Raw genomic sequence first — 13,368 nt, forward strand, 5'->3', positions numbered from 1 at the left:
GTCGAGCCCGTCGCATGTCCGTGCGCGAGGGGCCCGGCCGATTCTGTCTGACAGGACCTGGGGGACCGACCGACGACCGATGAAGGAGCGATGGGCGTGGCGGCATTGGCACGGTGGTGCTATCGGCACCGGCTGGTGGTCCTGTTTCTGTGGGTGGGGACGCTGTTCGGTCTGGGCTTCGGCGGCAGCGCCGCGGGCACGGACTACGCGAACGTCTTCTCGCTGCCGGACACGGACTCCAAGAGCGCGTACGACCTGATGGAGAAGGCGTTCCCGGAGCGTGCCGGGGACACCGACACGGTGGTGTGGAAGGTGGACGAGGGTTCCGTGCGGGACGAGTCCGTACGGAGCCGGATCGAACCGGCCCTCGCGGAGATCGGCCGGACGGACGGGGTCGGTGAGGTCACCGATCCGCAGGTGAGCGAGGACGGGCGGATCGCGTACGCCCAGATCACCTTCCAGGAGCAGGCGAACTCCATCCCGAAGGAGGTGATCGAGGACATCATCGACACCGCGCAGGCCGCCGAACGCGACGGCCTCCAGGTGGAGCTGGGCGGCCAGGCCATCGCCCGCGCCCAGGAACCGCCGGCCGGCACCGCCGAGGCGGTCGGCATCCTCGCCGCCGCGATCGTGCTGTTCCTCGCCTTCGGCTCGCTGTTCGCGATGCTGCTGCCGATCGTGGTGGCGATCGCCGGGGTCGGCACCGGCATGCTCTCCACGATGCTGCTCAGCCATGTCACCGACGTGCCCGAGGTCGCCCCGCTGCTCGGCTCGCTGATCGGACTCGGCGTCGGCATCGACTACGCGCTGTTCATCGTCACCCGGCACCGGCGCGGCATCCTGCGCGGGGTGAAGCCGGAGGACGCGGCGGTCACCGCCCTCAACACCTCCGGGCGCGCGGTGCTGTTCGCGGGCGGCACCGTGTGCATCGCGCTGGCCGGCATGCTCGTGATGAACATGCGGTTCCTGGACGGTGTGGTCATCGCGACCTCGCTGACCGTGGTGCTCAGCGTGCTCGCCGCGATCACCCTGCTGCCCGCCCTGCTGGGCCTGCTCGGCCCGCGGGTGCTCAGCCGCAGGCAGCGCCGCCGGCTCGCCGAGAAGGGCCCGGAGCCGGAGGAGGCGAGCGGTCTCGCGGCGCGCTGGTCGGTGTTCGTGCAGAAGCGGCCGCGGTCCATCGCGGCGGGCGCGCTGGTGGTCATGGCGGTCCTGGCGCTGCCGGTGCTGTCGATCCGGCTCGGCGCCACCGACCAGGGCAACCACCAGGAGTCCACGACCACCCGGCAGGCCTACGACCTGCTCGCCGAGGGCTTCGGCCCCGGCTTCAACGGACCGCTCCAGGTCGTCGTCGACGGCCCCGCGCCCGAGTCCCTGGTCACCGAGATCTCCGGCACCGAGGGCGTGGCCCAGGCGGTCGCCGTGCCGCCCGCCAACGGCGTCTCGGTGATCAACGTGGTGCCGACGACCTCCCCGCAGTCCGAGGAGACCGACGCCCTCATCGACCGGCTGCGCGACGAGGTGATCCCGGCCTCCGGCGCCGAGGCCCATGTCGGCGGAGTCACGGCGGTGTTCAAGGACTTCGCGGCCGTGACCGGCGACCGGCTGCCCTACTTCGTCGCGACGATCATCACGCTGGGCTTCCTGCTCCTGCTGGTGGCGTTCCGCTCGCTGGTGGTGCCGCTGACGGCGGCGCTGATGAACCTGATCGCGGCGGCCGCGTCCTTCGGCGTGCTGGTGGCGATCTTCCAGTGGGGCTGGGGCACGGAACTGATCGGCATCGGCAAGGAGGGCCCGATCACCTCGTTCCTGCCGGTGATCATGCTCTCGCTGCTGTTCGGTCTGTCCATGGACTACCAGGTGTTCCTGGTCAGCCGGATGCACGAGGAGTGGGTGCACACCAGGGACAACGCCCGCGCGGTGCGGGTGGGGCTCGCCGAGACCAGCCGGGTCATCAACTGCGCCGCCCTGATCATGATCTGCGTGTTCTCCGCGTTCGTGCTCAGCGGCGACATGGAGGGCGCGATGGCGGGCGTCGGCCTCGCGGCGGCGGTCGCGCTGGACGCGTTCATCCTGCGTACGGCGCTGGTCCCGGCCGCGATGCACCTGCTCGGCAAGGCCAACTGGTGGCTGCCCGCCGGACTGGAGAAGCGGCTGCCGCACCTGGCGGTGGAGCCGAAGGAGCAGGACACGGCGGCGGAGCCGGAGCCCCGGGGCGGCGCCTCCGTGGTCCACGGCTACGTCCGTACGGCGGACGGCGACCCCGTGCCGGACACCGCGGTGACGCTGCTGACCAAGGGCGGCCGCCAGTTGGACCGGGTGACCTCGCTGGCCGACGGCTCCTTCATCGTCTCCGTCCCGGCGCCGGGCACCTATCTGCTGGCGGCCACGGCCCCCGGGTACGGCTCGCGCGCCCGGCAGGTGGTGGTCGGCGGGGAGCCGCTGGTGCACGACGTGGAGCTGGCGGAGGGCGAGATGGACGCGGTCAACTGAGCGCGGCGCCGGGCGCGGTGGTCACGGGCGGGTGTCGACAACGCTCGTGACCACCCGGCCCAGGACTTCCCGCCTTGCGAGTCCCCGACCTACGACTCCTCGCCCTACGACTTCCCGCCGGGGTTCGGCATCGCCTTCGTCATCCCCGGCAGGAAGTCCGTGAACAGCTCGTGCACCTCGCGCACCAGCGGGCGCAGCACCCGGAAGCGGGCCAGCGAGACACCCCGCGCGGTGAGCCGGGCGCCGCGCTCGGCGAGCTTGTAGCTGCGCTCGCGGCCCGGAGTCCGGTCGAAGATCCAGTACAGCACCAGGCCCATCTGCGAGAGCCACATCAACTCGGGCAGGACGTCCCGCAGTTCCTCCGGCACCTTCGTCTTCGTGGCTCCCGCGAGGACCTGCCGGTGGACGCTGATCGCCTCCACGCGCGCGTGCTCCGACTCCGGGGAGAAGGGGCTGAGCGGCGAGTCCGGGTCGGCGGCGTTCTTGAAGAACTGCACGGCGAACTCGTGGTACGGCGTGGCGATGTCCAGCCACGCCTTGAGCACCCCGGCGAGCCGCGCCTCCAGGTCGGTCTCGCGGGCCAGGACCTCCCGGACCGCCACCTGGTGCTCGGCGGCGATCCGGTCGTAGAAGCCCTGGATGAGGTGCTCCTTGCCCTCGAAGTAGTAGTAGGCGTTGCCGACGGAGACCCCGGCCTCCTGGGCGATGGCCCGCATGGTGGTCTTGTCGTAGCCGCGCTCCTGGAACAGCCGCATCGCCGTCTCCAGGATCAGCGCGCGGGTCTGCTCGGACTTGCTGGGCTCAAGGCTGTCGTTCTTCGAGGGCACGGAGCGAGACTAACCAGTGCGGATCAGGACGACTGAGCCGCCTGGTACAGATTCTGCGCGTCGGTGCCGAAGTACGGCCCGTACATTCGGTTCGGGAAGAAGTTGTACGTCAACTACCCGGAACTGAAAGTCCTGGGCTTGCTGCTCGGGTCATCGTTGGCTGCGATGAGGCCGCGGCTGCGTCCAGCCACCTCCGGCGTCTTACGCAAGGAGCGTGAGAGCGGCGCTGGCAGGGGCCTGTGACTCGGCCCCGCGAACCCAAGTCCACCAGCCGCGGGCGGCGATGTTCTGGGACGAGTTCAGGTCCGCGTGCTCAACGAAGCCGCAGGACCTGCACGCGAACACGGCCTGGGCAGGCCGGTTGCGTCGGTCGACGTGGTGGCACCGGGAACATTCCTGGCTGGTGTACGCCGGATCGACGTACACCACCGGGACCCCGGCCCGCTTCGCCTTGTAGGCGACGAACGCACCGAGCTGGTGAAAGGACCAGGAGTGCAGCGCGGTGCGTTGGGGCTTCCTGAGCCGTGCCCGTTCACGAATGCCGCCCAGATCTTCCAGGGCGATCCCGCGTCCGGTGCGTTCAGCCTCCGCCACGATGCCTTTACTGATCTTGTGGTTGATGTCGCGAGCCCGCCGTGCTTCCCGGCCTGCGTACTTCTTCGCCCGCCGCTTGGCGGACTTCGTGCCCTTCCTCTGCAGCTTCGACCGCACCCGTCGGGCATTGTCCCGGGTCCGGTTCAGCCCGCGGCCGCTATGCCGGATGCCGGTGGATGTGGTGGCGATGTTCACGATCCCCAGATCAACTCCGAGGAACCCGTCCGGCAGGGCATTGAGCACGGCTTCTGGGACCTCGCAGGTCGCCAGGAGGTACCAGTGGCCATCGGAGTGGATGAGATCGCTCTCGCCCTGCCGGTAGGCGTCCAGGACATGGAGTTGTTCGGCTTGCCCGGTGTATGCGAGGGATTTCACACGTCCGCCGGTGGTCCAGATCGACACTGTCCGTTCCTGCGCCTGCCAGGACAGACAACGGTCGTCGAACGCCTGGGCCGCATCCGGCCGGAAGGCCACCGGCCTGGACAGCGCCTTTTCGTAGCGCTTCGAGCCGGGCCTGCCCAGGTTCCCGGCCCGAGTGTTCGCCGCGAGGGTGGTGTATGCGTCGGCGACCTTCCGCAACGTGTGCAGGGCAGGCTGCGCGGACAGGCCGCGTTTTTTCAACTCCCCATAGGCCAGCGCCTGCAGGCCCGCCCAGGAGGACCGGACCGGCCGAGGCCTACGCGGCCTGTCGCCCATCGGGCGGGACGTGTCCGACTTCTCCCGTTCCTGTGACCAGGCGTCCAGGGCGGCCTGATCGTGCGCGAAAGCGTGCGCCGCAAGCCAGGTAGCGGCCTCGTTGCAGGCACGCAGAGTTGCCTCAAGTGCCGTCGCCTGCATAGGCGTCGGCAGCAGCTTCACCCGCACGACCAGCTTCACGATCACTCAACGTACACATGTACGACCACCTGCGGCTCGTTCAGTCTTGCTCACCCGAACGGGTGGCCCCCGACACCGTGGAGCCCCTGGATCAACGGCGGGACCGCGAAATTCGGGGCGTCTCGGCGACCTTGAGCAGCGTGATCCCCGACTCGTCCAAGCGGAACGCTGCTGTGAACCCAGCGCGTTCGTAGAACCCGACGGCCTCGCCGAGGTTGCCGACGGTCTGCAGCATGTTGTCGGACCGCGCCGTTCGTACGACTCGTCATCCGACATGCTGTCAGAATGGATGGATGAGCGGCCGGGGCCCGGGATGTCAATGGCGGCTCGTACAGTCGGCGTACAGGACACGTGGCTTTCGTCGACGAGGCGACCGCTAGGCAGTGCGCGACGGGCCTGCGGCTCAACGATGCGGAGGACCGCCTGACGGTCCGGGAGCTGATCAAGCGCCGGATATGCCACGAGGCCGGCAGGGGGCGCGCCCGTTGCGGCTGAGCGTGCGGGCCACCCAGACCGTCAGGGCGATGCTGACGACCAGGTAGATGACGTAGGCGATGACCGTGCGGTCCATGCCGCCCCCCTTGTTGAACGCGTTCAAAACGCTGACAAGGGAGACTCAGCCCTGCCTTTTGAACATGTTCAACGCGTCGGCTGAGTGCCCTGCGTCACGTACGCACGTCGCCGGCCTGGAGGATCTCCGCGACGTCCAGGGTGACTTCGGCGCCGATGGAGTCGGGGAGGGTGACCAGTTGGCCGGGGGAGTGGATGCGATGGGTCGCGTAGTCGTCCCCGGCCGGGTCGGTCAGGACGTGCAGCCGCTGGTGCTTGCGGTCGACGATCACATAGACGGGGACCTTGGCGTCGGCGTAGGAGGTGACCTTGGTCTTGAGATCGGTCTTCCAGTTGCTGGAGGTGACCTCCAGGACGAGACGGAAGCAGACCGGGTCGTAGCAGTTGTTCTCGATGAGGTGGTCGCGGAAGTCCGCGTCCACCAGAGCAAGGTCAGGAATTGCGTAGTCTTCGGCGCCGGTCTCCAGCCAGAGACCGATGCCCTGGATCACCTTCGAATCCACGCCGTGCAGTCCGGCGGTCATGAACGGCACCATGAGGTCGGTCAGGACTACGGCGTGCGGGCCGTCCGGTGGCGGGGTCACGAGGATCTGGCCTCCGATGATCTCGACGCGGTAGCCCGGAAGGCGGTCCATGAGACGGTTGGCCTCCGCGATCAGCGGACGCTCGTCGTGGGGCCGCTCGACGGATGCTGCGGACATCGCGTGCCTCCTAGGGGCGGGTGTCGAGAGCATCATCGTAGGGCGCGTGGCGCCCCCAGGGCCGCTTCGTGGGCGTTCACCCGAAGGTGTGGCATATGCCAGAGAGCCCCGCTTCCAGGGGAAACGGGGCCCTCGCGGTCCGACGAACGGCGTACGTCAGAAGCGGCGGGTGATCAGGGCCTTCTTGACCTCCGCGATCGCCTTGGTGACCTCGATACCGCGCGGGCAGGCGTCCGTGCAGTTGAAGGTCGTGCGGCAGCGCCACACGCCGTCCTTGTCGTTGAGGATCTCCAGGCGCTGCTCGCCGGCCTCGTCACGCGAGTCGAAGATGAAGCGGTGCGCGTTGACGATGGCCGCCGGGCCGAAGTACTGCCCGTCGTTCCAGAACACCGGGCACGAGGACGTGCACGCGGCGCACAGGATGCACTTCGTCGTGTCGTCGAAGCGCTCGCGGTCCTCGGCGGACTGCAGCCGCTCGCGCGTCGGCTCGTTGGTGTCCTTCGTGATGAGGAAGGGCATCACGTCGCGGTACGCCTGGAAGAACGGCTCCATGTCGACCACGAGGTCTTTCAGGACCGTCAGGCCCTTGATGGGCTCGACCGTGATCGGCTTCTCGGGGTTGATGTCCTTGATCAGCGTCTTGCACGCCAGGCGGTTCTTGCCGTTGATCCGCATCGCGTCGGAGCCGCAGATGCCGTGCGCGCAGGAGCGACGGAACGTCAGGGTGCCGTCGAACTCCCACTTGATCTTGTGGAGACCGTCGAGGACGCGCTCCTTGGGGTCGATCTCCAGCTGGAAGTCTTCCCAGGTCGCCTCGGCCGAGACCTCCGGGTTGAACCGGCGGATCCGGAAGGTGACCGTGATGTACGGGGAGGCCGCGGACTCCGCCTCGACCTTGTCCAGAACGGGGGTAGCCATCAGTACTTACGCTCCATCGGCTGGTAGCGGGTCTGGACGACCGGCTTGTAGTCGAGACGCACGGACTCCGTGCCATCGTCGCCCACCTCGCGGTACGCCATGGTGTGGCGCATGAAGTTGACGTCGTCGCGGTTCGGGTAGTCCTCGCGGTAGTGACCGCCGCGGGACTCCTTGCGGGCGAGCGCGGAGACCGCCATGACCTCGGCGAGGTCCAGCAGGTTGCCGAGCTCGATCGCCTCCAGCAGGTCGGTGTTGAACCGCTTGCCCTTGTCCTGGATCGAGACGTTCTTGTAGCGCTCGCGCAGCTCGGCGATCTTCTCGACCGCCGTCTTGATCGTCTGCTCCGTGCGGAACACCATGACGTTGGCGTCCATGGTCTCCTGCAGCTCCTTGCGGAGCGTGGCCACCCGCTCGGTGCCGGTGGACGTGCGCAGCCGCTCCACCTGGTCGATCACGAACTGCGCCGGGTTCTCCGGCAGCTCGACGTAGTCGGCCTTCTGGGAGTACTCGGCGGCGGCGATGCCCGCGCGGCGGCCGAAGACGTTGATGTCCAGCAGCGAGTTGGTGCCCAGGCGGTTGGCGCCGTGCACCGACACACAGGCGACCTCACCGGCGGCGTACAGGCCGGGGACGACGGTGGTGTTGTCCGCCAGCACCTCGCCCTCGACGTTCGTCGGGATGCCGCCCATGGCGTAGTGCGCGGTCGGCTGGATCGGGATCGGGTCCGTGTAGGGCTCGATGCCGAGGTAGGTCCGGGCGAACTCGGTGATGTCCGGGAGCTTGGCGTCCAGCTGCTCCGGCGGCAGGTGGGTGAGGTCCAGGTAGACGTGGTCGCCCTCGGGACCGCAGCCGCGGCCCTCGCGGATCTCCGTGTAGATGGAGCGCGAGACGACGTCACGCGAGGCGAGGTCCTTCATGACGGGCGCGTACTTCTCCATGAAGCGCTCGCCGTCCTTGTTGCGCAGGATGCCGCCCTCACCGCGGGCGCCCTCGGTGAGCAGGATGCCCATGCGCCAGATGCCGGTCGGGTGGAACTGGAAGAACTCCATGTCCTCCAGCGGCAGGCCCCGGCGGTAGACGGCGGCCTGGCCGTCACCGGTCAGGGTGTGCGCGTTGGAGGTCACCTTGAAGAACTTGCCGCAGCCGCCGGAGGCGTAGATGACGGCCTTCGCCTGGAAGACGTGGATCTCACCGGTGGCCAGCTCGTAGGCGACCACACCGGCGGACCTCTTGACCCCGTCCTCCTCGGTGATCAGCTGGTCCAGGACGTAGAACTCGTTGAAGAACTCCACGCCCTCCTTGACGCAGTTCTGGTACAGCGTCTGGAGGATCATGTGGCCGGTGCGGTCCGCGGCGTAGCAGGACCGGCGCACCGGGGCCTCGCCGTGGTTGCGGGAGTGACCGCCGAAGCGGCGCTGGTCGATGGTGCCGTCCGGGGTGCGGTTGAACGGCAGGCCCATCTTCTCCAGGTCGAGGACGGAGTCGATGGCCTCCTTCGCCAGGATCTCGGCGGCGTCCTGGTCGACCAGGTAGTCACCGCCCTTGACGGTGTCGAAGGTGTGCCACTCCCAGTTGTCCTCCTCCACGTTGGCCAGCGCTGCGGCCATGCCGCCCTGCGCGGCGCCCGTGTGGGAGCGGGTGGGGTAGAGCTTGGTCAGCACGGCGGTGCGGCTGCGCTTCGTCGACTCGATGGCGGCGCGCATACCGGCGCCGCCGGCGCCGACGATGACGGTGTCGTACTTGTGGATCTTCATGATTCTCGCAGCCCCGTGCCTAGCGGATGTTCGGGTCGAAGGTGAAGATCACCAGCGTGCCCAGCAGGATGGTGAACACCGTGGCGGTGTAGAGCAGGCCCTTGAGCCACAGCCGGGTGTTCGCGCGCTCCGCGTAGTCGTTGATGACCGTGCGCAGGCCGTTGGCGCCGTGCAGCGTCGCCAGCCACAGCATCAGCAGGTCCCAGACCTGCCAGAACGGGGAGGCCCAGCGGCCCGCGACGAACGCGAAGCCGATCTTGGAGACACCGCCGTCGAGGACGAGCTGGATCAGCAGGTGGCCGACCACCAGGACGACCAGGACGACACCGGACAGGCGCATGAACAGCCAGGCGGCCATCTCGAAGTTGCCCCGGGTGGACTTCGGGGTCTTCTTGGTGCGCTTGCGCGGGGCCTCGATGTAGGGGGCCGGGTTGTCGACGTTGTAGACGGAGCCGCCCTCGACGGGGCCGATTCCGGACGCGGTCTTCTCAGTCGTGGACATGGGCGTCAGCTCCCGAAGAGTTCACGAGCGGCGTGGCCGAGGAGGGGGTAGATCGCCCCCAGCATCAGCACCAGCCACAGACCGACGGCGGCCCAGAGCATCTGCTTCTGGTAGCGCGGGCCCTTGGACCAGAAGTCGACGGCGATGATGCGCAGACCGTTGAGCGCGTGGAAGAGGACGGCGGCGGTCAGGCCGTACTCCATGAGCGCGATGATCGGCGTCTTGTACGTCGCGACGACCTCGTCGTAGGCCTCGGGGGAGACACGTACGAGAGCGGTGTCCAGCACATGAACGAACAGGAAGAAGAAGATGAGGACACCGGTGACTCGATGAGCCACCCAGGACCACATTCCTTCCCGGCCGCGGTACAGCGTTCCAGCCGGCACGGAAGTCCCTCCGGGAGCGGGGATTGGGGCCGCGCCGGCTTGTGTGGTCGGTCGGGCCCGGCCGGGTACGGTCCACCGGCCCCCAGCATCGTAGCGACGGTTGCCCGTACGCCTTACGCCGGGCCTACCTGTGTGATCAAACTGGCACGCGGATGGGTGATCCGGCCGCGTCCGTCACTCCGTGGGGAGGTCCGGCCGCTACTCCGTGAGGAGGTCCAGCAGGCGGCCCTGGGCGAGGCGGCGCAGTTCCTCCCACGCCACGACCCGCTCCTCCTCGGGATCGTTCGCCAATCGTGACCGGATGGCCGCCAGGACATGGTCGACGGCCTCGTTTGGCGGCAGGTCGTCCAGGCATACGACGAAGGCGTGGCCGAATTTCGCCTCGTACGCCGCGTGTGCCGCGCCCAGCGCCAGGTGGGCCACCGAGTAGGCGTCCTCGGGCAGCGGCGGCAGGCTCTCCGCGGCCAGCGCCTCGCCGAGGTCGGCCGGGGTCAGGTCGTACGCCGCCTCGTCGGAGGCCGCCAGCAGGGCGTCCGGCGTCGGATAGGGCCGGTGGGCGGCGACCCGGTGCGCCCAGCGCAGGCTGTGCAGGCAGGTCAGGAGGGTGCGCCGGAGCTCCTCGGCGGGTACCGCGTTGAAGCGCTCCAGAGTGGTGGCGCGCTTCTGGTGGGGTATGGCCACTCGGCCAGGAAGGTGTGTGGGCGTCACGTGCGTTTCGGCAGGGGAAGCTGTGAGAGATGTGGCGCCACGTTATCGAGATAGGACGTGAGGCGTCCGACCGATGCCCGAATTTCAGCCGAACGGGAGAGTTTCGGAACGTCTGGGTGACGCACGTCGACCGCGCGGGTCGTACGTTGGCGGGGTGAGTCAGCACAGGCGCCGGGCGCCGGAGAAGAACAAGGTCCTGCGGCGGTCCCTCCTGGTCGGGGCCCTGGTCGCGGCGCTCGGGGTCGGTGTCGGGCTGTGGGCCTCCGGCGACGACGGGGACGGCGGACCGGCCGGTTCGGTGTCCCGGCAGCCGAGTGGCAGCGCCGAGTCCGGGGCGGGCCGCTCCAGGTCGGCGCCGGACGCGGCGCCGAGCCCCTCGACGTCGTACGCGCTGTCCACCGTGCCCCGCACCATCCCCGCGGTCCGCTCGCACACCCCGGCGCGCGGGCCCGGCTGGAAGCCGCGGCGCGGGCAGCGGGTGGTCGTGGAGGACCCGGAGCTGGCCGACGAGGGCCGGCTGCTCGCCCAGGAGCTGGGGCTGAGCTACGCGGGCGAGAAGAACGACGTGCTGGCCGGGGACGTACGGCTGTCCCTCAACGACGACGAGGGCGCGGACCCGGAGTCGTACACCATGACCGTGCGCGGCGGGCGGGTCACCATCAGCGGGCCCGCCGACGCGGGCGTGTTCTACGGCACCCGCACCCTGAAGCAGGCCGTGCACGCCGGGGGCACCGCGCCGGAGGGCGTCGTGCGCGACGAGCCCGCCAAGCCGGTGCGCGGGTTCATGCTGGACATCGCGCGCAAGCACTTCACCGCCGACTGGATCGAGGACCGGGTCCGGGAGCTCGGCGACCTGAAGTTCAACCAGCTCGGACTGCACTTCTCCGACGACCAGGCCTTCCGCATCGAGTCCGACTCGCACCCCGAGATCGTCTCCGAGCCGCACCTGACCAAGGCGCAGGTCCGCCGGATCGTCAAGCTGGCCGCCGGGCGGCACATCACCGTGGTGCCCGAGATCGACTCGCCCGGCCACCTGGGCGCGGTCCTCAAGGCCCACCCCGATCTGCAACTGCGCAACACCCAGGGCGTGCCCACGCGCGGGGCGATCGACATCTCCAAGGACGAGTCGCACGACATCGTCGACGACCTGCTCAACGAGTACGCCGAACTGTTCCCGGGCGGCCAGTGGCACCTCGGCGGCGACGAGTACCAGGCGCTGACCGTCGCCGACCCGGAGGCGTCCTTCCCGCAGCTCGCGAACGCGGCACGGCAGGAGTTCGGCGCCGGGGCGACCGTCGCGGACCTGGCGACCGCCTGGGTCAACGAGCGCGCCGCCACCATGCGCGTCCACGACAAGACCGTGCGGGCGTGGAACGACGGCTTCTTCCGCGACACCTCCGTCAAGCCCGACAAGGACATCCAGGTCGCCTACTGGACCGGCAAGGAGATCGGCGCCCGCCGGCCGGCCGAGTACCTGGCGGAGGGGCGCAAGGTCATCAACTACAACGACGAGTTCCTCTACTACGTCCTCGGCCAGCCGCAGACCTTCGTCTACCCCACCGGGCAGCGCATCTACGAGCAGTGGACCCCGCGCGTCCTGCGCGGCACCGAGCCCGTCCCGGCCCGCTACGACCCGCAGATCCTCGGCGGCTCCTTCGCCGTCTGGTGCGACCTGGCGAACTCCCAGACCCAGGACCAGGTCGCCGCCGGGGTGCGCATGCCGATCCGGGCGACGGTGGAGAAGCTCTGGAACCCGGGCGAGCCCCAGCAGTCCTGGGCGCAGTTCAAGGCCCTCGCCGACCGCCTCGGCTGAGCCCCGCGTACGGAATTGTCCGGTTCGGCTGCGAACGGCAGTACGGCTGTGGTGTATTCGGCCGGAGCCGAACCGAACAGCGTGGGGGGACGGAGATGGGCTACTGGGGGTACTACGTCGTGGGGCGCGCCGAGCGGCCGCTCGCGGAACTGGCGGCGCTGTCGGGCGCGCCGGGCATGACGCTGCGCCAGGAGACGGCGGGCGGCTGGCAGATCTGGGAGTACCCGGGCGGCGAGGGCGACGTCGGGAACATGCTGGAGCTCGCCCATCAGACCGGCGAGCCCGCACTGTTCGGGTACGTCATGGACAGCGAGTGCGCGGTGATCGAGGCGGCCGGCCCGGAGAGCGGGGCGTGGGCCGCCTGCCTGGGCCGGGAGGCGATGGCCCGTCGGCTGGGCGCGGGGGAGGACGTCTCGCTCGACGACTACTTCCTCCAGCCGCGCGACGCCGCCGAACGGGCCGTCGCCTGGGCCGCGGAGGCCGGGCACACGGTGACCGCCGACGGGCTCCTTGACGTGTTCGACACCGACCCCGACTCTTTGGCCGAAAACCACTTCTTCCGGCTGCTCGACCGGCTCGGCGTGGCGCCCCTGTGACACTCCGGAGCCGTCGCACGCAGTTAGGGGAAGTGCGGGTTCCGTAAGGGAGGACCGCAGGCGAAGGAGGCGTGCATGAGTCTGGTGGAGCTGATCGCTCGGGCGGACGAACGCGGACTGGCCGCCAGCGGGTTGGCTTGTTTGGATCGGTGTGTGCCCCTGCTGGGCGGTGACGACGAGCTGCTGCGGCCGCTGTGGGGCACCCTCGGCATCGGCGGCGACACCGGGCAGTGGGCCGCCCTGCTCGACCAGGTGCGCGGCAAGGTCGGCGGCCCCGAGGACTCCGAGGAGGACGAGGCGGCCGCCCTCGCCCACCGGATGCTCGACGCCGCTCCGAAGGTCCCGGCCGACAGTGCGGTGCGCGCGTGGGCCGAGGCCTGCTCGGTCGCCGCGCTCCAGATCCACCGGCTGCTCGACGCCGCCGACGACGACACCCCCGTCGACGCCCGTCGCGAGGGCGACACCGAGGGCATGCCGCCGCTCGTCGCCGCCGAACTGCGCCGCCAGGTCACGGTGCTGGAGCTGCTCGCCCAGCACGACGCGGGCGGACTGCGCCCGGCACTGGAGGTGTGCACCGAGGGGCGCCGGGTGCTGCGCGCGGTGGTGTCCAGACGGGCGCGGGGGCGGGGCTGA

General features: G+C 69.5%; 13 protein-coding genes and 1 pseudogene. 4 read left to right on the forward strand and 10 right to left on the reverse strand.

What is annotated here, in order from left to right; all coding sequences use genetic code 11:
- Positions 1-105: 105 nt before the first annotated feature.
- Positions 106-2,490 carry an MMPL family transporter gene (locus ACZ7L7_RS10220; RefSeq protein WP_472075610.1) on the forward strand — a complete coding sequence of 795 codons (2,385 nt, stop codon included), beginning with the start codon at positions 106-108 and terminating at the stop codon, positions 2,488-2,490.
- Positions 2,491-2,594: 104 nt separating this feature from the next.
- Here ACZ7L7_RS10220 and ACZ7L7_RS10225 read toward each other — a convergent pair whose 3' ends face one another.
- The 10 genes and pseudogenes from ACZ7L7_RS10225 to ACZ7L7_RS10270 all read right to left on the reverse strand — a co-directional run bounded on the left by ACZ7L7_RS10225 (position 2,595) and on the right by ACZ7L7_RS10270 (position 10,326).
- Positions 2,595-3,317, reverse strand: coding sequence for a TetR/AcrR family transcriptional regulator (locus tag ACZ7L7_RS10225; protein ID WP_472075513.1), 723 nt, complete (start codon positions 3,315-3,317; stop codon positions 2,595-2,597).
- Between the two features lie 201 nt (positions 3,318-3,518).
- Positions 3,519-4,787, reverse strand: coding sequence for an RNA-guided endonuclease InsQ/TnpB family protein (locus tag ACZ7L7_RS10230; RefSeq protein WP_285510499.1), 1,269 nt, complete (start codon positions 4,785-4,787; stop codon positions 3,519-3,521).
- 115 nt (positions 4,788-4,902) lie between these two features.
- Positions 4,903-5,063: pseudogene (locus ACZ7L7_RS10235) on the reverse strand (VOC family protein); the annotation flags it as partial.
- Positions 5,064-5,229: 166 nt separating this feature from the next.
- A complete protein-coding gene (locus ACZ7L7_RS10240) occupies positions 5,230-5,358 on the reverse strand; it encodes a hypothetical protein (protein ID WP_285510744.1) in 129 nt (42 codons plus the stop codon).
- A gap of 94 nt (positions 5,359-5,452) precedes the next feature.
- Entirely contained in the window at positions 5,453-6,058 is a 606-nt protein-coding gene (locus ACZ7L7_RS10245) for a Uma2 family endonuclease (protein WP_472075515.1), read from the reverse strand.
- A gap of 156 nt (positions 6,059-6,214) precedes the next feature.
- Positions 6,215-6,976, reverse strand: coding sequence for a succinate dehydrogenase iron-sulfur subunit (locus ACZ7L7_RS10250; RefSeq protein ID WP_453601025.1), 762 nt, complete (start codon positions 6,974-6,976; stop codon positions 6,215-6,217).
- Positions 6,976-8,730 carry a succinate dehydrogenase flavoprotein subunit gene (gene sdhA / locus ACZ7L7_RS10255; protein ID WP_285510496.1) on the reverse strand — a complete coding sequence of 585 codons (1,755 nt, stop codon included), beginning with the start codon at positions 8,728-8,730 and terminating at the stop codon, positions 6,976-6,978. The genes ACZ7L7_RS10250 and sdhA overlap by 1 nt, the downstream gene beginning before the upstream one ends.
- A 19-nt stretch (positions 8,731-8,749) precedes the next feature.
- A complete protein-coding gene (locus ACZ7L7_RS10260) occupies positions 8,750-9,232 on the reverse strand; it encodes a succinate dehydrogenase hydrophobic membrane anchor subunit (protein ID WP_093721535.1) in 483 nt (160 codons plus the stop codon).
- 5 nt (positions 9,233-9,237) lie between these two features.
- Entirely contained in the window at positions 9,238-9,618 is a 381-nt protein-coding gene (gene sdhC, locus ACZ7L7_RS10265; RefSeq protein ID WP_093721536.1) for a succinate dehydrogenase, cytochrome b556 subunit, read from the reverse strand.
- Positions 9,619-9,816: 198 nt separating this feature from the next.
- Positions 9,817-10,326, reverse strand: coding sequence for a 2-oxo-4-hydroxy-4-carboxy-5-ureidoimidazoline decarboxylase (locus ACZ7L7_RS10270; protein ID WP_285510495.1), 510 nt, complete (start codon positions 10,324-10,326; stop codon positions 9,817-9,819).
- A gap of 154 nt (positions 10,327-10,480) precedes the next feature.
- Here ACZ7L7_RS10270 and ACZ7L7_RS10275 point away from each other — a divergent pair, with 154 nt between their 5' ends.
- The 3 genes from ACZ7L7_RS10275 to ACZ7L7_RS10285 all read left to right on the forward strand — a co-directional run bounded on the left by ACZ7L7_RS10275 (position 10,481) and on the right by ACZ7L7_RS10285 (position 13,368).
- Positions 10,481-12,139 carry a family 20 glycosylhydrolase gene (locus ACZ7L7_RS10275; protein WP_472075518.1) on the forward strand — a complete coding sequence of 553 codons (1,659 nt, stop codon included), beginning with the start codon at positions 10,481-10,483 and terminating at the stop codon, positions 12,137-12,139.
- Positions 12,140-12,234: 95 nt separating this feature from the next.
- Complete coding sequence (locus ACZ7L7_RS10280) at positions 12,235-12,735, forward strand: hypothetical protein (RefSeq protein ID WP_285510493.1); 501 nt, start codon at positions 12,235-12,237, stop codon at positions 12,733-12,735.
- Positions 12,736-12,810: 75 nt separating this feature from the next.
- The gene (locus ACZ7L7_RS10285; protein WP_285510492.1) at positions 12,811-13,368 is read left to right on the forward strand and encodes a hypothetical protein; all 558 of its coding nucleotides are present in this window, start codon (positions 12,811-12,813) and stop codon (positions 13,366-13,368) included.

Source organism: Streptomyces sp. NPDC110618, assembly GCF_055657065.1.

Bases quoted from the DNA above. Each gene is read 5' to 3' on its own strand.
- ACZ7L7_RS10240 (WP_285510744.1), bottom strand. From the start codon at position 5,358: ATGGACCGCACGGTCATCGCCTACGTCATCTACCTGGTCGTCAGCATC.
- sdhA (WP_285510496.1), bottom strand. From the start codon at position 8,730: ATGAAGATCCACAAGTACGACACCGTCATCGTCGGCGCCGGCGGCGCC.
- ACZ7L7_RS10280 (WP_285510493.1), top strand. From the start codon at position 12,235: ATGGGCTACTGGGGGTACTACGTCGTGGGGCGCGCCGAGCGGCCGCTC.
- ACZ7L7_RS10260 (WP_093721535.1), bottom strand. From the start codon at position 9,232: ATGTCCACGACTGAGAAGACCGCGTCCGGAATCGGCCCCGTCGAGGGC.
- ACZ7L7_RS10250 (WP_453601025.1), bottom strand. From the start codon at position 6,976: ATGGCTACCCCCGTTCTGGACAAGGTCGAGGCGGAGTCCGCGGCCTCC.
- ACZ7L7_RS10285 (WP_285510492.1), top strand. From the start codon at position 12,811: ATGAGTCTGGTGGAGCTGATCGCTCGGGCGGACGAACGCGGACTGGCC.
- ACZ7L7_RS10245 (WP_472075515.1), bottom strand. From the start codon at position 6,058: ATGTCCGCAGCATCCGTCGAGCGGCCCCACGACGAGCGTCCGCTGATC.